This window comes from Paenibacillus sp. FSL P2-0173, assembly GCF_038008045.1.
In the GTDB taxonomy this organism is placed as follows: Bacteria; Bacillota; Bacilli; order Paenibacillales; family Paenibacillaceae; genus Paenibacillus; species Paenibacillus polymyxa_B.
The window spans coordinates 430,025-452,233 of the sequence record NZ_JBBOYK010000004.1 but is presented as its reverse complement, the minus strand read 5'-3'; the positions used below and the strand labels follow the sequence as shown (position 1 = coordinate 452,233).

The window sequence follows — 22,209 nt, the reverse complement described above, 5'->3', positions numbered from 1 at the left end:
TTGAATCACACACAAACGATGTTAACGTATACGGAGTTGGAATGTACAGGCCCATATCCTCTTCAAACGATAAGCGAACTGCGTATTGAACGAAAATTAAATGACCATGCCCGGTTAAAGATCAGTGGATGGTTAGATGAAGAGCAGAGAGATCATTACATAGAACAGGATCAGGATAACGAACCGGTCATTATCCGTACCAAAACAGAGAATGGTCAGCCTGAACGCATTTTGTTCCATGGTTTACTGGTCCATGCAGAAACACGGATGGTGCGTGGCATCTATTATGTGGAGCTTGAAGCCGTTTCTCATACGATTCAGTTGGATATTACACCTGTAACGCGTTCTTATCAGGATACCTTAATGCCCTACGGAAATTTAATCAAGCAAATCATTCAGAAGTACAATCAGGCCGATGTTATTGATAACATAACAGATAGTACTATCTTGCATGAATTTACTTTACAATATCGAGAGACGGATTGGGCCTTTCTCAAACGGATGGCTTCCCGGTTTGGAACGGTGTTGATCCCAGAGATCTCATTGAATGGACCTAAATTCTGGTTTGGTATGCCTGAGGGGCAGTACGTTGAGATGAAGCATCCGGTTTACCGTACTCGACGTAGTTTTGATCCGAAAAGGACAGCGGAATTCAGCTACATGATGGAGAGTGAAACGTTTGCCAGGCCCGGAGACCTCACGAATTGGAATGGTGAGCAATGGATGGTGGCAGAAGTCACTTCTGAATTGCGGAAAGGGTTGCTATTACACGAATATGAACTGGTTCACGAACAGGGAATTCAGCAAACAGAGATTTTGTGCCTTCACCTCACAGGAGCTTCATTCGAAGGACGTGTAATAGAAGCCAAATCAGGCCGAATCCGTGTTCATCTTACAGTGGATGAAAAACAAGATCGGGATAAGGCGTGGTGGTTTCCGTATGCCAGTAGTTATACCGCCGAAGGACATAGCGGTTGGTACGTCATGCCGGAACGAGGAGATACAGTATCTGTCCGCTTCCCTACAGAGCAGGAGGCGGATGGATATGCGGCAAGTTCCATACGACAAGGGCGAAGCTCGTCCCCCAAGCTCACTGATCCAGCCACCAAGTATTGGGGGACTCCTCATGGCAAGGACATCAAGCTGAGTGCCAGTGAATTGAAGGTGACGGCTAAATCGGAACAGGTTCACATTTCAATGAATGGTTCGGGTATTCAGGTCGTCAGTGAACATGAATTGTCATTGTCGGCAGGTAAGACGCTCTCCTTGCATGCAGACGGGGAGCTGAATATTCAAGCTGCCGAGGCTATTTATTTCAAAGCGGGCAGCAGTAGCTTGGTGTTGGATGGGGAAACAGATATACGGTCCGCTAAAGTACAGCTTGAAGGCACGGTTAAAGGATCGGTTTTTGTTGCTGATTTAGCACCGATTTGGGAACCACCACTAATGTCTATGAAAGCTTATGCGGAGGCGCAGGCGGCAAAAAGTGCAGCAAACAGCAGTACAGGGGGAAGCTCCAATTCAAGCGTTACATCGAAAGATGGGGGAGCCGTTAAGTCAGCCGTAAACACTCCAAATTCACCGAAGGCTAGTCTACTCGATGGCGTATTGGGATTAGCCCAGAAAGTATGTGATGTGGCTGCGTCTATTCCTGTATTGGGTGCCATACCGAAAGCAGCAAGTCAAAAAATAGCTTCGATTCGTTCCGAAGTGGCTTCCTCTGGACCGTCATCCATAGTTAAATATGCGGCAGCAGGATTGTCCATGATTGCCAGCGTCCCTTCCCATGGTTGGGGAGTGGTGTTGGGGAAGACGGCCAAGGTTGCTGCTCAAACCTTACATGCACACGCGGAGGAACAGAGGGCCCGTGAACGGCATGCGACGATGGATTTTCTCGGCAAGGTATGGACGAGTGCCAGAGGGTATGGAGAAGTACAATCCATACATGACTTCATCAACTATGTAAAGGGAGTCAGTCAAGCCTCCGTCCAAGCCTATAGTGATATTCCCCCTGATATACGGGAACGATGGTATCAAAGAAATGTGGATCAACAGTTTGAGGATGCGCTGAATGCCTATTATAATAATCAGGATCTCTCCACAGATATAGTCGCATTAATGGAACATCAGCGGCAGACGGACAACCATTTTCGATATAGTGACAGAGCTTTGATGAGTTCCAAGTATCGGGATGATATGAAAGGATACACGACGGAACAGAAGAAATATCTAATTGATTTTCTGAATTCAATTGACGAATATAGAAAAGAGTATGGGCCGTATAGGGAAAGTCCTTTTATGAAAGACCTGAATGAGACTGAGCGGATTGTGCTGAATGAAATCAAAAACTCTGCTTATGAGAGTGTAGAAGCGACATGGGAACGAATACGTAATTTTCCTAATCTAGATATCCGTCAAATGGTGGCCGATAACTTCCAAGCAAAGCAAGACGTAGCAGATAACATCGTTAATGTCATAACGGATCCAGATGCTGCTTATGAAAAAACGATAAACAGATCCAAACAAGAAAATGCCCATTTGTTAGTAGATGCAGCATTTGCGTTTATTGTTGGAATGAAAGGAAAGAAGCATTCTAAAGATGACGGTGCTTCACCAGGGGGATCGCATAAGAAGGATGATCATTCTTCTGAGGGGACGGGAAATACTAAAACAGAATCTATACCACCAGAGAAATTATTAGGAATTAAACATGCTAATATGAAGCCCAGAGATGCACTTAATGATTTGATTTCATTAGATATAAGGATAGCTAAAAAAACACAGAATCCAGTACGTAGGCATCTTACCAGGGATGAAAAGAGAATAGCTAATCAGCACTTAAATGATCTTGTAGCCCGCAAAAATGGAGATTCAGCTGCAGCGCAAAGATTATCTGATTTTAGAGATCATCCCCGTGACGATGGATGGAATAGCCTTGATCTCGTCGAAGAAAACACAGGGTCATCGAATAAAATGAGGCTTCTTTATAAGGAAGTAAATGGTGTTATAGAGTGGAAAATTATTCAGAATCATTTATAAATTGAAGTGAAATACCCTTTGATGAAATCAGGGAAAGAGAGAGGGAAGGATATATGGTAAAAAAAATTATGGAGTTGATAACCAACGCTTCAGTAGATGGAGATGATGGTATTTTAGTAGCTGCTTTGAAGTTGCTAAAGAATCAATGTAATTTAGAAGAATTAGAAGGTGACTACTATATTCAGCTTGTTAATATGATTTCTTTAGTTAAGGTGGAAAGCACAAAGGCACTTTTAATTGAGACCATTGTTGAGTCTCCTGATTATGTCACTGGAAATGAATTCTTAGATGAATATGTAGGACTTTTATCACGAGGCGCGACTAACGTTGAGGAAGCAGCAAGATGTTTAGGTGCATTTACCGCTGCGGGCTCTACTAACAATGAAATATTTTTGCAGCTAGCTGAGAACTTAGATCATGAGTTCGCCATCGAAATATTAGTTTCAATGGGCCGCTCTAAATGGGGGGATGTACCTAGCCATCTAGAGTCATTCGCTCGACGGGTTCAAATAGCACAAAGAATAAGATATCGTTCAGCGGTAATTGGAGCTTTCTTGTTAATTGTGCATCCGTTGTGTTCAGAATATGCTCATATCAGTTCGTTATCTTTTGGATATCCATTTACTGAATCTGCTGTGAACGATTGGGCGTGGGTAACTCCAAAAAACACAGAAAAAATAGTAGCAAAGAAAATAGTAACTCCAAAGGAAGCAGATGTATTGGTGAAATTAGGTGGCTTATTACGAAGTAATGTGAATTTAAATTTAAGAGAAACTAAAAAACTTTATGCAGAATTTTTTGAAGATAAGAATCCGTTTGATGTTATTTATACTTTGCCAGAGTAGTTTCAATTTTAGGGGAGGCAGATTGGCAAATCAAGTGCAGCGAATTTTTTGAATGACTTATGAGCCGTTTTCTAAAAATCACACTAGTCTGCAAGATAGAAAGGCACACTTTTGATGACAGGTCACAGCTTTATAGTGTTACTAAAAGATACATGGGATACCTGGCCACAGGGAAGGGGAGTAGATGCTCATTCAACGGTTTTTGAATTATGGCAGTAAGGAAGATTTTTTTGTAAAGGTTAAGGTTGACATGTTATTTACTAGATCTCTTTAGAAAAGAGCGACGGTATTGACTTTGGCGTAGAATGACGCTTTCGTCGATATCGTCGCTTTTTTAGGTTAAAAAGTGGGCAGTAGAATTAAGCCAACCTCTTTTTAAACTTTTTTTGTTTTTTTCTCCTTTTGAAAAAAACAACTTATAGCAACAAAAAGCGTATGGTATCATTACTAGTGCTTTATTCCGCAAATAAAACGGTTCTTTAGAATCAAACTTTACTTGAGAATTAAGGGAAATGTGGAATGAGGCGAGCTGCTATTAATATCTTCATTTTATGATAGTTATATACGATTAAATAAATTTATTTTTGGAAATCCCCTTTACTTTCCTCCACTTCAGAAGGCAAACTCATTTAGTGAAAACTACCTCAAGGAAACTTTTGATAAATATATGTTATGTATAGCTGAAAAAGCTGTTAATGTGAAAGGGATGTCAGCTTGTTTAATAGGGTTTATACAAGCGGGGATTAGTGAAAAAGAAATAATTAAGAAGTTGGAGGAGAACTTAGAGAAAGAACACTTAATAAGTGTTCTCTCAAGAATGTACATCAATTATTTTGCTAATTCTGTAGAAGCCAAATCTTACTTAATGAAGGAAGTACAAGAGGCCTATTATATAAGCTAGCGTTCTGGAATCGTCGCTCAATTTTTATTATTAGTGCATCCACACGTTCGGAAATATGCGGGAATAAGTCAGATCACTTTCTTATATGATTCATACAGAGGTGTGTATGAAGATTGCTGGCCAAGAGGGTTACTTCCTAATATGAAAGACACGCTTATTAAGTCAAAGGTGTTGTCATCAAAGGAAGTAAGTATTTTAGAAAAGTTGGATAGGTTAATCAACATACAAGGAGAAGAATTAGACTCGATGGAAGTCAGAAAATTGTATGAATATTTTTTCGAAGGTAAAGATCCACTTGAAGTAATCTTTACTTTGCCAATGTAGAAAATTATGTAAAATGATTTCACCTAACCACTTGATAATATGTTCCTGTGGTTAAGCGGAGTTAGCCCACCTTATTTAGAAGATGTTGGTTTTGTAGTACATACCAATTTCGAGTGAACCCAACCATACGACCAATAACACATATAAACCATGTAATATCCGTGGACGATAGTTAAGGTGGATTACTGTCAATAAGTGGACGCTCTGAAACGAGAATCATTATGCTGCATTTGCATACTGGTTCGGTGATGACGGGTTGTAATATTTAAAATATTGTAGGAGTTTTGACCATTCCATTTAAGCTTGATACAATAGGATAAACTTAGTGGAGATACTTTAACATAGAATGGTGTGGTCTAAACTTGCAACATGAAAACGAACTCTTGGATGTATGGTTGTCTTTGTCTCACATCCATTCCACTTTAAATGATAAGTTAGAACAAGCTCTACTACAAAATTATGATTTATCCTTGAAGGAGTTTTATGTTTTGGGTTTTATATCCAATTCCGAGGAAAAAAAATTACGACTGCAGCAACTTCAAGAATTGGTGGGATTAAGTCAAAGTGCGACATCGAGACTCGTAGTGAGAATGGAAGCCAAAAACTGCGGGGCTTTACAAAGATATACATGCGAGGATGATCGACGAGGTGTGTATACTCGGATTACGGAATTAGGTGAAAATAAATTCCAGCGTGCACTTCAAACCTTTAATCAGGTGTTACAATCAGAACTTCAGAAAGATGGAGTGAAGTCACAATTTCAAACTCTTACGCAAAAGCTATTTTAGACTTTGCAACCTGTGTATATCGTTCTTAGTTTCCTTAGGGTAATATGTGGCTTGAACGTTGTGCCACGAAAGGCTCTTTACAGGGGCTTAGTTTATTACCCTAGACGATTCAATAGAAATGTTATGATTGGAAAGTGAACATTTACATGATTGTGCATGCATGTTTTAATTAAGCTCCCAACCATGTGCGCATAGAAACGCCCTTTCGAAACTCCTCCGCATAAGGAGGAGTTTCATCATCTGGAACCACCGCTAATCCCCTTTGCTTAAGAAACAGAGGCCGTATTGCGCTTTTCCTTGGCGTTGCCGTGGTCGCGACGACTTAGCAGAAATCCGACCAGAGATGCCGTGGATTGCTGGAAAATCATCCCGAGTACAACAGGCAGTGCTACCGGGGCCGGGAAATAGGTGATGGCCAGCACAGCTCCCGCGCTAATATTACGCATGCCGCCGTTAAAGACAAGCGCCGTACGGTCTGCATTATTCCACCGCATCAGCCCTGATATCAGATAACCGATCGCATATCCAGTGGAAGCAAGGACGACTATGGATAGGCATACTCCAACAAGCTTGAGATTAAAATCGACCAGATAAGGCGCGATGACAGATCCGTTAATCATGACGACAAGAGCCATAGCCAGCTTGGAGAACGGGCCTAGCCGAGGTCCCCATACCTGCTTGATCTTCCCTTTAGTCCATTCGTTCAATACCATGCCGATTAGCGAAGGAACGACAATCATCCAGAACAGACTCTGCATCATCGCCCAGGTATCGAGATGCACATCCGCTCCGATCAGCAGGGACATGATGCCCGGCACGGCGAATGGGGCCAAAATCGTATCAATTAGAATGATCGCCAATGTCAGCGCCGTGTTGCCTTTATAGATGTTGACCCACACGAAGCTGGAAATACCTGTAGGGATAGCTGCACCAAGAATAAGTCCAGTGATCGTATAAGGATCATTACTGAAGGCCAAATGGCCCAGCATCATGGCGAGAAGCGGCATGGCCAGGTGAAGAATAAACAGACAGGCGATCAGCGGACCAGGATGCTTTATCACATGGACAAAATCCTTAAACCCCATACTGATGCTGCCCGCGAAGGTCATGAATGCAAACAGCCAGGGAGAGAGTTCGGTATATTGTGACAACGGCGTACCGATCAGGACGCCAATTAGAATGCTGATTGGTGTAATTAGCGGCATAGCTGCATTTAGTCTTCGATTCAACGTGAGGAGCATACAAAACTTCCTTTTTTAACCTTAAGTATAGACCTTGCACCCCTGATTCGTAAATGATCTGTGACCTTGCGGTAGCCCGATAGAAGCAAATTTGAACGCTCCTGATGAACATAGATCAACCCTTCAAATTATTTCGATACTCCAAAGGAGAGCAGCCCATTATTTTTTTGAATAGCCTGGAGAAGTAGTAAGGGTCCCTAAAACCGAGTTGTATGCTGATTTCTTTAATAGAAGCATTCGTCAAATCCAAAAGCTGACTGGCCCTCTGTATCTTCATTCTTAAATAGTAATCGACAGGAGAGTAGCCGGTGGATTGTTTGAATATCAAGTTCAGATGCTGCTTGGATACCTGAACATGCCGACTAAGCTCCTCAAGCGAAAGGGTGGATTCCAATTGTTCACTCATATAGCGTGTTGCCTTATCCACATGACTCTGGTACGTACTGTCTTCCTTGCGAAATGCAACGGAAACAACAAAACTCAGCAGATAACGGACAGTTTGCGATACTTGAACTAAATGTATGATGGAGTATGATTTGTTCAGTAAAAGGTCGTAACACTGATGAAATAGCTCCAGTAGTTTGACTTCATCACTGGCGGCCATCGAAATATACGTTTTAAAAGGCTCGAATAATGCCATAAAATCATCAGCTTGGTCCCCTTTAAGATGAAACCAGTAAATCGTCCAAGGATCTCCATCGTCAGCCCCATAAGCATGTGGCATGTCCCTGGGAATGTACGCAAAGCTTCGCTCCGTCATGTCAATCGTTAGGCCATCCTTTGTTCGTATCCAACCTTTTCCGCTGGCACAGTAGATGAATATATGAGAGTCACATCCGTGCATTCTTTCACGAAAATGATGGCGGGCATGGCTGAAGCAGCCTATATCCGTAATATATAGATTTTTTGTAAGCGGATTCATATTTAATTTATCCAGCATATAGGGTGGAAGGACATATAACTTTTCACCCTCAAATCCATCAGCTTTCTTATTCATAATCTATCCATCTCCTAGCCTTAGGCGGCTCTAATGATGAAATACGTATATAGTCCATCATAAACAGTGGATTGTCAATTGTCTGTACTGTCACTTACTTGTAAGCTCTGAATATAAGAGCGACTATGAGGGAGTGATGGAATTGAGCATCTTCGACGCTAAGGCACGCGTGTGGGAGGAAACCGTGCAGATCCCCACGTATGGAATTGGCAAACCCGACAAAAATCCAATGTTTCTGGAGAAACGTGTCTACCAGGGAAGTTCCGGTCGAGTGTACCCGCATCCGGTAATTGATAAAATTGAGGATGAGAAGAAACTTGAAAATTACCAAATTGTTTTTCTGGAAAATAAATACTTGCGCATTGAGATCATGCCAGAGCTGGGAGGCCGCATTTATCGTGCGGTCGACAAGACCAACGGTTACGATTTTGTATATTATAACAGGGTCATCAAACCAGCGCTTGTGGGCTTATTGGGGCCGTGGATATCTGGAGGGATTGAGTTCAACTGGCCGCAGCATCACCGTCCCAACACTTATGGACCCGTTGAATACAAGTTGGAAGAACATGAGGACGGAAGCGCAACGGTATGGGTGAGCGAAATTGATCGTATGTTCGGCACGAAAGTAACAGCTGGATTTACACTCCAACCGGATAAAGCATACCTTAAAGTTGGGGCCCAGCTATACAACCGGACTGCCGAGCCTCAAACGTTTCTATGGTGGGCCAATCCAGCCGTAGCGGTACATGAGCACACACAATCTGTTTTTCCTCCAGACGTATCAGCCGTGTTCGACCATGGAAAGCGAGATGTATCCCGTTTCCCGATCGCTACAGGCACTTATTATAAAATGGATTATTCTGAAGGCGTAGATATCTCCCGATACAAAAATATTCCTGTCCCCACTTCATATATGGCCTATAAATCGGATTACAATTTCATAGGTGGTTACGACCATATGAAACAAGCCGGGCTTTTGCATGTGGCTAACCATCATATCTCTCCCGGAAAAAAGCAATGGACATGGGGAAATGGCGAATTCGGCCAAGCATGGGACCGGAATCTAACAGACGAAGACGGCCCCTACATCGAGTTGATGACGGGGGTATATACCGATAACCAACCAGATTTCACTTGGCTTCAGCCGTATGAAGAAAAATCGTTCTCGCAGTATTTTATGCCTTACAAACATATTGGTATTGTCAAAAACGCTTCAATTGACGCAGCCGTTAATTTGGAATTAAATCGCAGCGAAGGGACAGCACAGATTGGAGTCTATGTAACTTCGTCATTTCGTGACGCTGTTGTGGAATTAAGTAGTCAGCGGAAAGTTTATATCCAAGAAACCTTAGATCTGACACCTAATAAGGCCTTTATGCAGAAGACAGTTATTTTGGCTGAGGATGAGGATTATGAACTATGCTTAACCGTCAAAGACGCGACCGGAAGGGAGTTGATTAGCTATCAGCCGAAGAAAAAGGAAGTTGAACAGATGCCGGCTGCTGCCGCCCCCCTGCCAGAACCGGAGGAATTAAGAACGAACGAAGAATTATATTTAGCAGGACAACACTTGGAGCAATACCGTCATGCTACCTTTGAACCCGAGGCGTATTATCTTGAGGGCCTGAAAAGAGATAAAAATGACAGCCGCATAAATGTGGCATATGGTACGTTGCTTCTTCGTAGAGGGTTGTATTCAGAAAGTGAAGAGTGCTTTCGTAAAGCTATCTCGCGGGTAACCTGGCGTAACTCTAATCCCTATGACGGTGAGGCCTACTACCAGCTTGGCTTGTCGCTAAAATACCAAGAGCGGATGGATGAGGCGTTCGCTGCATTTTATAAATCAGTATGGAGTGCAGCATGGCAAGACAGCGGGTATTTCTCACTGGCACAGATTGCGACAGAAAAAGGGAACTATGAAGAAGCGTTGGAGCTGGTGGAGCGTTCGATAATCCGAAATGCTCGCAACTACAAAGCACGCAACCTGAAGTCGGCTATTCTTCGTAAGCTTGGCAGCTACGAAGCGGCAATAGCCTATTCCAAGGAAACAATTAAGCTCGATATCGCCGATTTTGGAGCTTACCGTGAGCAAGCATTATCATTAGAGGCTCTCGGGTTACGAGATGATGCTAAAACGGTCTTCGAAGAGCTGGAAAAATGGATGCGTGGAGATGTGCATAATTATATAGCAGTAGCATCGGACTATGCAGCGGCGGGACTCTATGAGGATGCAGTATGTGTGTTGGAAAAAGCTCCAGAGCAGGCGAAAACATACCCTATGCTGCATTACGTTCAGGCCTTCTGCTATGCTAAAATCGGCAAGCATGAGCAGGCGAATAATGCTCTCGCGCAGGCCGCAGTTGCAGTTCCCGACTACTGCTTTCCTAACAGTCTGTTGGAGTTGGATGTGTTACAATTTGCAATTCGAACGAGACCGGGGGATGGAAAGGCGCATTATTACTTAGGTAATTTACTCTATGACAAGAAACGGCATTGGGATGCCATTTCCAGCTGGGAAACGTCTCGTTCCATTGACGATACTTACCCCGTTGTTCACCGTAATCTTGCTCTTGGATATTTTAACAAACAAGGCCAAGTAAAGAAGGCTCGCCATTCGTTAGAGCAGGCCTTTGCGTGCAATACTTCAGACGCACGTGTTCTTTATGAGCTTGACCAGCTGTATAAGAAGCAGAACATCAAGCCCAACGACAGATTGAACCTAATGGAGAGTTATCTGGGAATCATAAAGCTTCGCGATGATCTGTTTTTGGAATATGTAACCGTTCACAATACGATGAAGCAGCATAAAATAGCGTTGTCCTTGCTGACAGGGAGAATATTTCATCCATGGGAGGGTGGAGAGGGGAAGGTAACTGGACAGTATAGGCTTGCCAAGGTAGAGCTTGCGAAGTCCGACCTGAGGTATGGGCAGATTGAGCAGGCTGTAAAAGGGCTGCGGGAGGCTTTAGTGTATCCAGAGAATCTTGGCGAAGGTAAGCTAGAGGGTTCCCAAGATAACGATATCTACTATTATTTGGGCTGTGCGTATGAGCTATTGAAATTAACAGATGAGGCAAGGCAGGCTTTTTCCACGGCCTCTCAAGGACAGGGGGAACCCATTAACGCCATGTATTATAACGATCAACAGCCGGATATGATATTTTACCAAGGATTGGCCTGGCAGAAACTTGGTTATGCGAAGGAAGGCAATCGTCGATTCAACAAGCTCATTGATTACGCCGAAAGGCACTTGTTCGAACCCGTGAAAATGGATTATTTTGCGGTTTCGTTACCCGACTTTCTCATCTTTGAAGATGACCTGAATAATCGTAATCAGGTTCATTGTACTTATATGAAAGCACTTGGTTTGCTTGGATTAGGACGACAGGACGAAGCTATCTTGCATTTTGAATCGGTGCTTAAGCTGGAAGCTAACCATCAAGGAGCATTGAACCATATGGACTGGAGCTGGGAGGGGAAATCAAATGAGTAATCTCATGAGAAATGTACCGCGCAAATTGACGATCACCATGTGGGACTTTTCTTGGTATACAATGACGCAAGAAGGTGAGCCCTACAGCGATCTTGAAGCCCGTTTTAAAGAAGCGGTCGAAAGAGGGTACAATACGATCCGAATATGTGCTATGCCATTCATGTTGTTTACAGCGGATGGCAAACGTCCTGGACCCTTGGAGTTTGCTAACCTTGGGGAAGTAGGTCAGCGTACGCGTTGGTATAACTGTCGTGGCGGCGCAGTGCTGGACGGGCATGCTCATTTACTTGAACTGTTTAAACAAGCAAAGGCTCATAACTGTTACATTATGTTATCCTCTTGGGAATATCAGCAGAGTCCCAGCTTTCTGGCTCATGCTGAGCTTAGAGATGAATTAGCTGCAATACCTCCTAAGGAGAGATTCATGGCCATTGCAAAATCAATGGATCAGTTGATCCGTTTCGTCACAGCAGAAGGCTATAGGAACCAGATCATCTATACAGAGTTGCATAACGAAGTGGAATTTGGGCAGTTAAACGCTGTTGGGACGTCTGAAGGCATAGCCGAAACGAATGTACCAGCGCTTATTGAAGCCATGCAGCCCTATGTAGAAGAAGCGATTGAATATCTTCGCCAATGTCATCCCGATATTATGATGACGGCAAGCTATACGTTAAATGAAGCCTACCCTAAAGCTTACGTCGCGCGCAATATGCAGGTTGCCCATTTTCATCTTTATATTAAAGGGGTGCTCAATGAGCTTATGGAAGCGGCAGGGCTTTATGATGAGTTGGCGCCGTTCCCCAATCCATTCGTACAATCCCTATTAAGAGAAGATGCTCCTCCATTTGCAAAGTGGACCCTGCCTCCGGAGCAGAATTGGCGGATGGAAGGCAATCCAGTCGGCATGAGGCTTATTTATTTACACGACTGGGTAGATCCCGACCAATGGGATTTATTTTTGTACGATCGGTATGGAGACCATAAAATTGCCATGTTGCAGAAGGCCGACACCCGTTTAGAAGAAATTCATGAATGGACTCGTCATTCCGGTATTCCAATAGTCATAGGAGAAGGTTATGTAGGCTACACGCCGCTGTATGCCCAATTTGAAGAAGGCCCAGTCGGCAAATTTATCGCTGAATATGTGTTGCGAAAAGGAATGGCACTTGGGTTCTGGGGAATGACCCTCTGCTCTAACTGTGCTCCCCATCATCCATTCTGGAATGATATCGCTTGGCAGCGCAAATGGAATCAATTTATCTTGAATTCAGATTAACGAGTGAGGGGAGTGAACTCCATGAGAAACTATCGGGTTACAGTCAAAGACGATCAAAAGCATATTGTTAAAGGACATATCAAACTTGGCGGCACCAATCCCAAAGGAGAGAAAATCGGATTCACCAACTATTTTATGGAGAAGGATGGAGAGCCCTTTTTCGGTATTTGTGGTGAATTCCATTATGCCCGTTATGATGAACGCTATTGGGAAGACGAAATTATTAAAATAAAAATGGGCGGCGTAAACATCATTGCCACTTATATTTTTTGGAACCTACATGAAGAAGTTGAAGGTATTTTTGATTGGAGTGGGAACAAAAATCTTCGTCGTTTCATCGAGTTGTGCGGCAAGCATCAGGTATACTCCATGATTCGGATCGGACCCTTTGATCATGGGGAAATTCGAAACGGCGGTATGCCGGATTGGTTATTCGGTCGACCATTTGAGGTTCGTTCTAATGATGAGGGGTATCTGTTCTATACAAGAAGAATGTATAACGAAATCGGTACCCAGGTTAAAGGGTTGTTATATAAGGAGGGGGGGCCAATTATCGGCACCCAAATCGAAAATGAACATAATCATTCATCTGCCCAGTGGGCCTTGACTGTAGGAATTAATGATATGTGGTTAAACAGTGGAAGTGACGGCAACTCGCATATGTTAAAACTTAAAGAAATAGCTCTGGAAGCAGGGATTGATACTCCGATCTATACGTGCACAGGATGGGGAGGAGCGACAACTCCTGTACCTGATATGCTGCCATTATGGGGCGGGTATGCCTATTGGCCATGGATCTACTACGAAGAGGGACGGATGGAGGGGATGAACGAGCATCCTGCGACACCGGAATACATTTTCCGAGACAAGCATAATAACAAGATTCCAAAGAGCTACAATTTTGAGCCTCAATACGCGCCTGAAGACTATCCGTACGCTTGCTGTGAAATGGGTGGCGGCATGGTTCAGTTTTATAAATACCGGTTCGCATTTCCCTACCGTAGTGTTCCAGCGATGACTGTCATGAAGGTTGCAGAAGGCTGTAACCTGATCGGATACTACATGTATCATGGGGGTTCCAATCCTCGAGGTAAGGTTAACCCGTTCACAAATGATCTAGCCACTCCTAAAATATCCTATGATTTCAACGCTATGATCGGCGAATTCGGCCAAGTAAGGGAATCATACCAAAGAACAAAGCTGCAGCATTACTTTTTTTCAACGTTCCAAAAGCAATTCTCACTAACAAAGACAATTCTGCCAGGGGATACGTCCCAGATGGACCCTTATGATGTGGATACGTTACGATATGCAGTGCGATCCAGTGCCGGATCGGGTTACCTGTTTCTAAATAATTTTCAAGACCATGTCGAAAATTACGACCTGTGCGATTTTAATGTGAGTATTGAGCTACCCGAGGAAACAATTGTAATCCCTAGCCAAGGTGAACTGACGTTAGGACGTGATAGTTTTGCCATATTGCCATTTAACTTCAATTTAGATGGAATGAAGCTCAAATATGCTACGGCACAGCTGATAACAAGGATAGAAGAGGATGGAGAAGCATATTATTTTTTCTTTGTACCAGAGGGTATGAAAGGAACGTATGTAATGGAGTCAAAAGATATAATCAGTGCCACAATCGACAAAGGTTCGATAGAGCAATTAGATGGGAACACGATCATTAAGGTTGCTGAAGAGGAGGATAGTCTCATCCATCTGGTATCTGAAAGTGGTCAAAAAGTTGCCATCTACACGATGACTGATGAGCAAAGTCTTACATTTTGGAAGGTAAACATGCAAGGCCGGGACAGAGTCATTTTGACAAATGCCAATCTACTTGTATCTGAGGGCAATCTAAGGCTGGAATCAACGGACCAAGAAATGGTAACCCTGAGTGTATTCCCGGATTTTGACGCCTCATTCACATCGATTTCCGGTGGAGAACTGCTTGAAATAACAGAAAACAATGTATTCAAAACATATCGTTTAAAGGCTCCTAAGAAAGAAATTCATTTCAATTTGAAAAGGATAAATAACGATAAATTTACCCTTGATTTCGAATTAGATGCCTTTCACGGAATCAAGGAAGCTCTGCTGCGTATCCATTATACTGGAGATATCGGTTATGCTTTTATTGATGGCGAACTGATCAACGATAATTTCTGCAACCATACGACCTGGGAAATAGGTTTGAAAGCATTTGAGCATCGGCTCATCGAGCAAGGGTTGTACGTATATGTTTCTTCCATTCGAAAAGGTAAGGTTCTCAATAGCAATACGACCATGGCTGGCTGGAAAGAGACGACAAAGGAAAGTATTGTAGATATCGGTTCGGTTAGCCTTGTGCCTGTATATGAAATCAAAATCACCATATAACCCAGAAGGTTACATGGTGATTCCTTTCCAGACTAATTTCACATAAAGTAAGGGGCCAGTGAATACATGAGTATTTTTTATTTTCTTAATGTGTTTTTAGTAGATACCGGCTTTTTTCGATGTTTGTTTGATCCCGTTGCTTCCGTTAACTACAGTTTTTCCCCAATCCGTCAGATTGCCATTAGGTCCTGTTACAAGATCAAGGTAGGAAAGGTTGGAACTATTACCATACCAGGACCAGGCTAACCAGCCTACTCCTTTGGATTGGCCATATCTCATGATTTCTGTCTCGTCGACGTCTGCTCCCTGGTGGTAACCGCCAAATTCACCAATAATCAGAGGAAGTCCTTGATTCAGAACGTTATCAATATTGGTTCGAACAGTTTGAACATCTTTACCCGCGAACTCATACATATGGATGGAGAATACCGTATTCTTCAAAGAATCAGCTGCAAATACAGATTTACCAAAGTCATTGATAGACTGAGGATATTGTCCCCATCCGGCACAATCGACGATGAGCGTATTTTTGATACCTGCGTTTCTCAACTTGGGAATCGCTTGCTTGTATCCATCAGCCCAACCACTTCCATTCCAAGAACCATACCATTCGTTCGCAATGTTTACGATAACCCGGTCTTCCTTGCCGATCAGAGCATCCTTTATGCTAATCCAGTAGTTCACAGCTGCATCCAAAGACGCATAGTCGTCTTTGCCTGTAGCATCATGAACTTCAAGTACAGCAATCATTTTATGGTTGGAGACAAGAGAGATAATATTTTTCACGGAATTAATGTCATCCTTGGTGTACTGGTTTCCGTTAGAAAGGACAATTCGGACGGTATTAGCACCTGTCTGGGCAATTGCCGGGATAGCTGTATAAAGATCATTTTTGTACCATGTGTGAGCATGATTGACGCCTCTCATAACAAATGGCTTGCCTGTAGAATCATACAATTTGGTACCGCTTACATAAAATCCTGAAGCAGCTTCTACCTTGGAGAAAACTCCTCCTAAACCAATCATGATGAGCAAGCCGACCAGTCCAGACAATAATGCTTTTCTTAACAATACCTTCATTTTTATTCCTCCCTAAATATATTATTCAACTTCCTGCTATACAGAGATGAAGTAGGTATGTAAGTGTGTAAATAGCAGTAAGCTAAACACAAATTAATCGTTTTCAATTTGGAGAAAAGTTATTTTTGTTATTCTATCATTTGAGTTTTTGTTATTCAATTGATTTTTTTAGTTATTTTTTGTGTTTTCTAATCATAAACACATAGATTTATTATTTAAGTGTGATTTTCTATGGTTTGATTGTATTTATTGCTTATAATTGTTTGAAATTTAGTTTATTTTAATAAAACTAACCTAACTTTTTTGCTTTAATATATCTGATTTATGTAGATAAACCTAACGTTGTACTTGGCTAATTATCTTGAATAAAGGCGAGATCTAATCGGCCAGCAATACCTAAGCTTCACCGCGATATTAAATTATAGTATGATATTCTTGTGAAAAATTTTACCAGAGTGAATAGGGGCAAGCTGATGAGAAAACCAATCATTGCAGTCGATATGGACGATACCATCTGTCATCTCGTCAAACGAGCCATATACCATAACAATAGTGAATTTCCCACTCATACGCTTCGGTATGAAGAAATGTTAGATTGGAACACCGATCATCTACGTCATCCCAAGAGCACGCATGATGTATTTTATGGGCGACCGGGTTTGTTTGAGGAACTTGAACTGTATGACGAGTATGTTGTAGAAGAGATGGAGAAGCTTTGCAATGCTTTTGATGTCATTATTGTGACAGCGGCAGAACCCAAGACCGTCGTAGAGAAATGGAACTGGCTTCAAAGACATATGCCATTCATTCCGATTGAGAACTTTTTCCCATGTAAACGAAAGAACCTGATTAACTATGATCTCCTGATTGATGATGGTCCTCATAATTTAGTGCCTGCGCTAGAGGAGGGGAAAAAGGTGCTTTGCATTCCTCATCCATGGAATCTGAGAGTAAGAGAGCAATATGAGTTCCCCGTCATGACATCCTGGCAAGGAGCAAAAGAACGAATCGACTCCATTTTAGGAGTTCTGTATAAATAATAGAACCATTCGTAAAACAGCTGGCTCCTTTGGAACTGGCTATTTTGCTAGAAAGAATAGCACTTATGATTGAAATAAAATGGTACAATTGATATGCATTATCCATGAGGAGGGAACGTGTATGACCATGACTATGGGTCAGATTGTGAATCATCTGACCAAGGGAATAAGCATACCCAACACCACCGTAGATCTACTGGACCCAGGATATATAGATACTGAGGTGCAAGGAATTGTAACCGCTTTCTCCGCTTCGCAGTATGTGATAGAACAAGCTATTTCTCTAGGTGCAAATTTTATCATTACGCATGAAGGCATCTTTTATAGTCATCAGAGAATGCATGAATGTTTACTACATGATCCTGTTTTTTTGCAAAAATCTCGCCTCATTGCCGATGCAGGTATAGGCATTTATCGGTTTCATGACGCCATACATCGTTATCAACCGGATGGAGTGATGGTTGGGCTTCTTCAGGCGCTTAGCTGGCACAACTACATTGTGAAACAGCAGCCGACGGCCGCCATTTTGACTATTCCGGCTATGGAGGTTAAGGAGATCGCTGAATATATCAAAGCCAAACTACATATTCGTTATGTACGGGTGGCTGGCGAGGTTTCCATGCCATGTGAACGAGTGGGAATCTCAGTAGGATACAGGGGAGGTGGTGAACTAGCCATTCCATTATTTCTAAATGAAAATGTGGATTTAGTCATTGCCGGTGAGGGCCCAGAATGGGAAACACCAGAATATGTTAAAGATGCTGTCTATCAAGGGCAAAGTAAAGCACTTATCATGCTGGGACATGCTGAAAGTGAAGCACCTGGGATGAAGTATCTCGCAGATGTACTTTCCGCCCAATTTCCAATGCTCCCCGTACACTTTATAGAAGATCGCCCGGTGTATCAAATATTGTAATGAGAACACGTCTTTTGTGATGGTCATCCCGCACTGTTGTTATATCCGTTCATCCACTTTATGAAATGGAGGCAAGATGATGGGAAGCAGAGTGATTATGCCATTCAAAATAGATTGGAAATTTATAGAAGGTAATTATGCAGGTGCTGAGAAAATGGACTATAACGATGAGCATTGGCGGCTCCTTCATGTCCCTCATGATTGGAGCATTGAAAAGTCCTTTGATCCACATATGCTGTATGGTGGCAATCAAGCTTATTTGCCGAGATGGTCTGTCGGATGGTACAGAAAGCATTTTAATGTGAAGCCCTCCTCTCCAAAACAGCGTGTATACATACAATTTGATGGCATTCACAGTAACAGTGAGGTTTGGATCAATGGGCATTTTGTGGGCAAGCGACCCTATGGATATGTTAGCTTTCAATATGATTTGACTCCATATATTCGGTGGGATGAGGAGAATGTGCTTGCCGTCAAAGTGGACAATACGATTCTTTCACCTGACAGATGGTATTCGGGGGCCGGTATTTATCGTAATGTTTGGCTGATTTGTACGGATTATATTCATATAACCGAATGGGGGACTTACATTACCACACCTGAAATTTCGCCAGATGAAGCCAAGGTGACTGCCAGAATCCAGGTCACTAATCATCACGCGCATGCCGTAGAGTGTACGATTATGACTGAAATGCTGGACTCACAGGGACAGATCAAAGGAAAAGTGGAAAACCGAGTAACTCTTTTGGGCTGTGAAACGAGGGAAATAGAGCAAAAAGCGCAAGTTTTAGAGCCAGAACTATGGTCACCGGACAACCCAGTGCTCTACGAAGCCCAGACGACGATCTATTGCGACAATACAGAGGTGGATCGTTATTGTACTCCTTTTGGTATAAGAGAAGTGAAGCTGGACACTCAAAAAGGTTTATTGCTGAATGGGCACAGCTTAAAGCTAAAGGGAGTGTGCATTCACCATGATTTAAGCTGTCTGGGGGCTGCTTACCATGATACAGCCATGAAGAGAAGGCTGCAGAGGCTGAAAGAAATGGGCTGTAACTCGATTCGTTTTGCTCATAACCCGATGGCGCCCGAATTATTAGATTTATGTGATCAGATGGGGTTCTTGGTGGTTGATGAAGCTTTTGACAAATGGAAGTCTCTTTTCTATGAGCATTTATATGATGAGTGGTGGGAAAAAGATCTGGAAGCAATGTTGCTCAGAGACAGGAACCATCCCAGTGTTTTCATGTGGAGCGTTGGGAATGAAGTGGAGAATCAAGGTCAGCCATCCATGCTCAAAATGTTGGAGCAACTTGTGGGTTTCTGCCATGAAAAAGACCCGACTCGACCAGTTACATGTGCACTTGAGCCGCATAATACACCAATCAGCTTGCGTGAGGGTTCGATTGAGGCCAAAGTGGAGCATACCAAACAGCTGGCACAACGAGTGGATGTTCTGGGGGTAAACTATCAGGAGCAGTGGTATGAGCACTATAGAGCGGCCATGCCGGATACGCTTATCCTTGGAACAGAAACATTCCCATACTATCGGGGTAAGGATAACCGGGTTAAAGGTTATTTGCCTATGAATCCCTGGTTTGATGTCGCTAATCATGATTATGTGATCGGTCAATTTGTTTGGAGTGGAATTGACTATTTGGGAGAAACGAGCTATCCCTCCAAAGGGTGGTCTTCGGGTCTGATTGATACTTGCGGATTCCGCAAACCAGTATCTTATCTCCAACAAAGTTTATGGTCTGATCAGCCTATTGTGCACATAGCCGCATTTAACGAACATATGAAATCGGAATTTAATCCGACATGGACGATGCACTGGAAATCTCCGGCTATGGAAGATCACTGGACATTTCCTGAATACGGTGGAAAATTGATACGGTTGGTTACTTTCACTAATTGTGAGAGTGTGGAATTGATCGTGAATGATGAATCATACGGTGAGAGGAAGCTAGTGGATTACCCTAATCATTTAATCCTATGGGAGCTTCCCTATACACCGGGCAAAATCCGGGCTGTGGGTCGCAATGGAAACGAGAAGGTTTGTGAGCATGAACTGACCACTGCCGGGGCTCCTTATGCTCTAAAGTTGGAGGCCGATCGGACGGTTCTACCTGCTGATGGGCATGAGATATCTCATGTGGAAGTAACGGTCATAGACCCAAACGGGATCATCGTACCTAACCAGGATTTTGATGTAATCTTTAAACTGCAGGGAGATGGTCGTATCCTTGGAATAGACAATGGTGATCTCACCAGCGATGAATCCTTCAAGGGGAATGAGAGACGAACACACAGGGGAAGGTGTCTCGTTGTTATACAATCCGGTTATGTGGCTGGTGAGTTGTTGCTTCAGGCGTCAGCAGATGGAGGGTTGCTGGGAGAAACCAGACTGAAAATAGAAGAAGAGCACAAATGATAATTCAAGGCTGATTCAGTATAGAGCTTGTATGGTTTAACTAATAAGGTCTGAACAGGTGGTGAATGCTTATGCCCTACCTGCTCAGGCCCTTTTTAATATGTTTACAACTGACGGTCAATAGCGATCTATGACTATAATTCTCTTTTTGACAAATAGTTTGGATACGAATAGAATGACTAATTATAATATAACTTATTAAAAGGTTAATAAAAAGTGGTGATAAGGAGATAAGTGAATGCCAGTAGAACCATCCATGAATCCTCGGGTAATTCGTAATATTTTATTTTTGTTATTCGCTTTACCAGGTGTAGCTTTTGCTTCCTGGGTGTCTCGAACGCCTATTATACGGGATATTTTACATGTCTCGACTGCCGAAATGGGAATTATAATTTTTGGATTAGCCGCAGGTTCTTTAGTGGGACTACTTAGTGCAGGCAATATGATTTCTCGTATAGGTGGACGGGCGGTCATTTTGGTAAGTGCGATTTTGATTGTGATCGGTTTTGTCATTGTAGGGTTGGGAACTGCATTTTCGCTCACGAGCATCGTGTTTGCTGGTTTGGTCATCTTTGGAGGTGGCTATGGGACAGCAGAAGTAGCTCTTAATGTCGAAGGTTCTGCGGTAGAAAATCAATTGCAAAAAACGCTTTTGCCCGCTTTTCACGGTTCATTTAGTATGGGTACACTTGTAGGTGCGATCATTGGCTCTGGAGCAGCGGCGCTACATATACCTGTTGTGGTCCATTTTGGAGCTATGGCTATCATGATTGCAGCGGTAACCTTCTATTTTTATCGTTTTCTGCCCCGCGATACAGGTATAGAGAAAGAAGTTCCTACTCAAAAGGTCGGATCTAATCTCAAGGCGCAGCTTGCTGTATGGAAAGAAAGACGGATTTTACTAATCGGTATCATCGTGTTAGGTATGGCGTTTGCAGAAGGGTCTGCGAATGACTGGCTGCCGCTAACGATGGTAGATGGTTATGGCGTGGATTCTTTAACAGGTTCCTATATGTATGGACTATTTGTGGCAGCGATGACCATTGGACGTTTTACTGGCGGATTCATACTGGATAAATACGGCCGTGTCCCTGTGTTGAAAGGGAGTGCTGTCCTGGCTGCTATCGGTATCATTCTAGTGATCTGGGGACAGCATTACCTCATGGCCGGACTGGGCGTCGTATTATGGGGGTTTGGAGCCTCACTTGGTTTTCCTGTGGGCTTATCTGCTGCCGGAGACGATCCTCGTGGTGCAGCTATCCGGGTTGGAGCCGTAGCCACGATCGGTTACATTGCCTTTTTAGTAGGCCCTCCAAGCTTAGGGTTTTTAGGTGAACATGTTGGACTTCTACATGCCTTGATTGTAGTGCTTGTTGGCGTTATTGTTGCTGGCTTGATATCGGGCGCAGCCCAACCTATTGGGATGAAAGAAAAAAATCAGATTAAAATATAA

General features: G+C 42.9%; 13 protein-coding genes. 10 read left to right on the top strand and 3 right to left on the bottom strand.

Annotation, left to right across the window (positions count from 1 at the left end; translation table 11 throughout):
* The 3 genes from MKX30_RS21905 to MKX30_RS21895 all read left to right on the top strand — a co-directional run bounded on the left by MKX30_RS21905 (position 1) and on the right by MKX30_RS21895 (position 5,897).
* Entirely contained in the window at positions 1–3,039 is a 3,039-nt protein-coding gene (locus MKX30_RS21905; RefSeq protein WP_341063487.1) for a phage baseplate assembly protein V, read from the top strand.
* 53 nt (positions 3,040–3,092) lie between these two features.
* The gene (locus MKX30_RS21900; RefSeq protein WP_053324574.1) at positions 3,093–3,884 is read left to right on the top strand and encodes a hypothetical protein; all 792 of its coding nucleotides are present in this window, start codon (positions 3,093–3,095) and stop codon (positions 3,882–3,884) included.
* Positions 3,885–5,471: 1,587 nt separating this feature from the next.
* Positions 5,472–5,897, top strand: coding sequence for a MarR family winged helix-turn-helix transcriptional regulator (locus MKX30_RS21895; RefSeq protein WP_338533200.1), 426 nt, complete (start codon positions 5,472–5,474; stop codon positions 5,895–5,897).
* A 266-nt stretch (positions 5,898–6,163) separates the two neighbouring features.
* On the opposite strand, the gene MKX30_RS21890 is transcribed toward MKX30_RS21895, so the two are convergent.
* Both MKX30_RS21890 and MKX30_RS21885 read right to left on the bottom strand, forming a co-directional pair.
* The gene (locus MKX30_RS21890) at positions 6,164–7,138 is read right to left on the bottom strand and encodes a bile acid:sodium symporter family protein (protein ID WP_338533201.1); all 975 of its coding nucleotides are present in this window, start codon (positions 7,136–7,138) and stop codon (positions 6,164–6,166) included.
* A 115-nt stretch (positions 7,139–7,253) separates the two neighbouring features.
* Positions 7,254–8,135, bottom strand: coding sequence for an AraC family transcriptional regulator (locus MKX30_RS21885; protein WP_053324575.1), 882 nt, complete (start codon positions 8,133–8,135; stop codon positions 7,254–7,256).
* A 136-nt stretch (positions 8,136–8,271) separates the two neighbouring features.
* On the opposite strand from MKX30_RS21885, the gene MKX30_RS21880 reads away from it, so the two are divergent.
* Genes MKX30_RS21880 through MKX30_RS21870 form a run of 3 tightly spaced genes read left to right on the top strand, consistent with a single transcriptional unit; the run spans position 8,272 to position 15,286 of the window.
* Positions 8,272–11,628 (top strand): DUF5107 domain-containing protein, encoded by a 3,357-nt coding sequence (locus MKX30_RS21880; protein ID WP_341063485.1) that lies wholly within the window; start codon positions 8,272–8,274, stop codon positions 11,626–11,628.
* A complete protein-coding gene (locus MKX30_RS21875) occupies positions 11,621–12,907 on the top strand; it encodes a cellulase-like family protein (RefSeq protein ID WP_028541090.1) in 1,287 nt (428 codons plus the stop codon). The genes MKX30_RS21880 and MKX30_RS21875 overlap by 8 nt, the downstream gene beginning before the upstream one ends.
* 21 nt (positions 12,908–12,928) lie before the next feature.
* A complete protein-coding gene (locus MKX30_RS21870; protein ID WP_341063484.1) occupies positions 12,929–15,286 on the top strand; it encodes a beta-galactosidase in 2,358 nt (785 codons plus the stop codon).
* Between the two features lie 96 nt (positions 15,287–15,382).
* Here the strand turns inward: MKX30_RS21870 and MKX30_RS21865 are convergent, their stop codons facing one another.
* Complete coding sequence (locus MKX30_RS21865; RefSeq protein WP_053324578.1) at positions 15,383–16,366, bottom strand: glycoside hydrolase family 5 protein; 984 nt, start codon at positions 16,364–16,366, stop codon at positions 15,383–15,385.
* 473 nt (positions 16,367–16,839) lie between these two features.
* Here MKX30_RS21865 and MKX30_RS21860 point away from each other — a divergent pair, with 473 nt between their 5' ends.
* From MKX30_RS21860 to MKX30_RS21845, 4 genes are all read left to right on the top strand, one after another.
* Positions 16,840–17,406, top strand: coding sequence for a 5' nucleotidase, NT5C type (locus MKX30_RS21860; protein ID WP_023986876.1), 567 nt, complete (start codon positions 16,840–16,842; stop codon positions 17,404–17,406).
* A gap of 121 nt (positions 17,407–17,527) precedes the next feature.
* Positions 17,528–18,322: a Nif3-like dinuclear metal center hexameric protein gene (locus MKX30_RS21855; RefSeq protein WP_053324579.1), complete on the top strand. Its 795-nt coding sequence runs from the start codon at positions 17,528–17,530 to the stop codon at positions 18,320–18,322.
* Between the two features lie 79 nt (positions 18,323–18,401).
* Positions 18,402–20,756 (top strand): glycoside hydrolase family 2 TIM barrel-domain containing protein, encoded by a 2,355-nt coding sequence (locus MKX30_RS21850; RefSeq protein WP_341063598.1) that lies wholly within the window; start codon positions 18,402–18,404, stop codon positions 20,754–20,756.
* A 238-nt stretch (positions 20,757–20,994) separates the two neighbouring features.
* Positions 20,995–22,209: an MFS transporter gene (locus MKX30_RS21845; protein WP_445671566.1), complete on the top strand. Its 1,215-nt coding sequence runs from the start codon at positions 20,995–20,997 to the stop codon at positions 22,207–22,209.

Excerpts from the sequence above, each read along its gene's own strand:
- MKX30_RS21900 (WP_053324574.1), top strand. The coding sequence starts at position 3,093 with ATGGTAAAAAAAATTATGGAGTTGATAACCAACGCTTCAGTAGATGGA.
- MKX30_RS21890 (WP_338533201.1), bottom strand. The coding sequence starts at position 7,138 with ATGCTCCTCACGTTGAATCGAAGACTAAATGCAGCTATGCCGCTAATT.
- MKX30_RS21885 (WP_053324575.1), bottom strand. The coding sequence starts at position 8,135 with ATGAATAAGAAAGCTGATGGATTTGAGGGTGAAAAGTTATATGTCCTT.
- MKX30_RS21880 (WP_341063485.1), top strand. The coding sequence starts at position 8,272 with ATGGAATTGAGCATCTTCGACGCTAAGGCACGCGTGTGGGAGGAAACC.
- MKX30_RS21875 (WP_028541090.1), top strand. The coding sequence starts at position 11,621 with ATGAGTAATCTCATGAGAAATGTACCGCGCAAATTGACGATCACCATG.
- MKX30_RS21870 (WP_341063484.1), top strand. The coding sequence starts at position 12,929 with ATGAGAAACTATCGGGTTACAGTCAAAGACGATCAAAAGCATATTGTT.
- MKX30_RS21865 (WP_053324578.1), bottom strand. The coding sequence starts at position 16,366 with ATGAAGGTATTGTTAAGAAAAGCATTATTGTCTGGACTGGTCGGCTTG.
- MKX30_RS21860 (WP_023986876.1), top strand. The coding sequence starts at position 16,840 with ATGAGAAAACCAATCATTGCAGTCGATATGGACGATACCATCTGTCAT.
- MKX30_RS21855 (WP_053324579.1), top strand. The coding sequence starts at position 17,528 with ATGACCATGACTATGGGTCAGATTGTGAATCATCTGACCAAGGGAATA.
- MKX30_RS21850 (WP_341063598.1), top strand. The coding sequence starts at position 18,402 with ATGGGAAGCAGAGTGATTATGCCATTCAAAATAGATTGGAAATTTATA.
- MKX30_RS21845 (WP_445671566.1), top strand. The coding sequence starts at position 20,995 with ATGCCAGTAGAACCATCCATGAATCCTCGGGTAATTCGTAATATTTTA.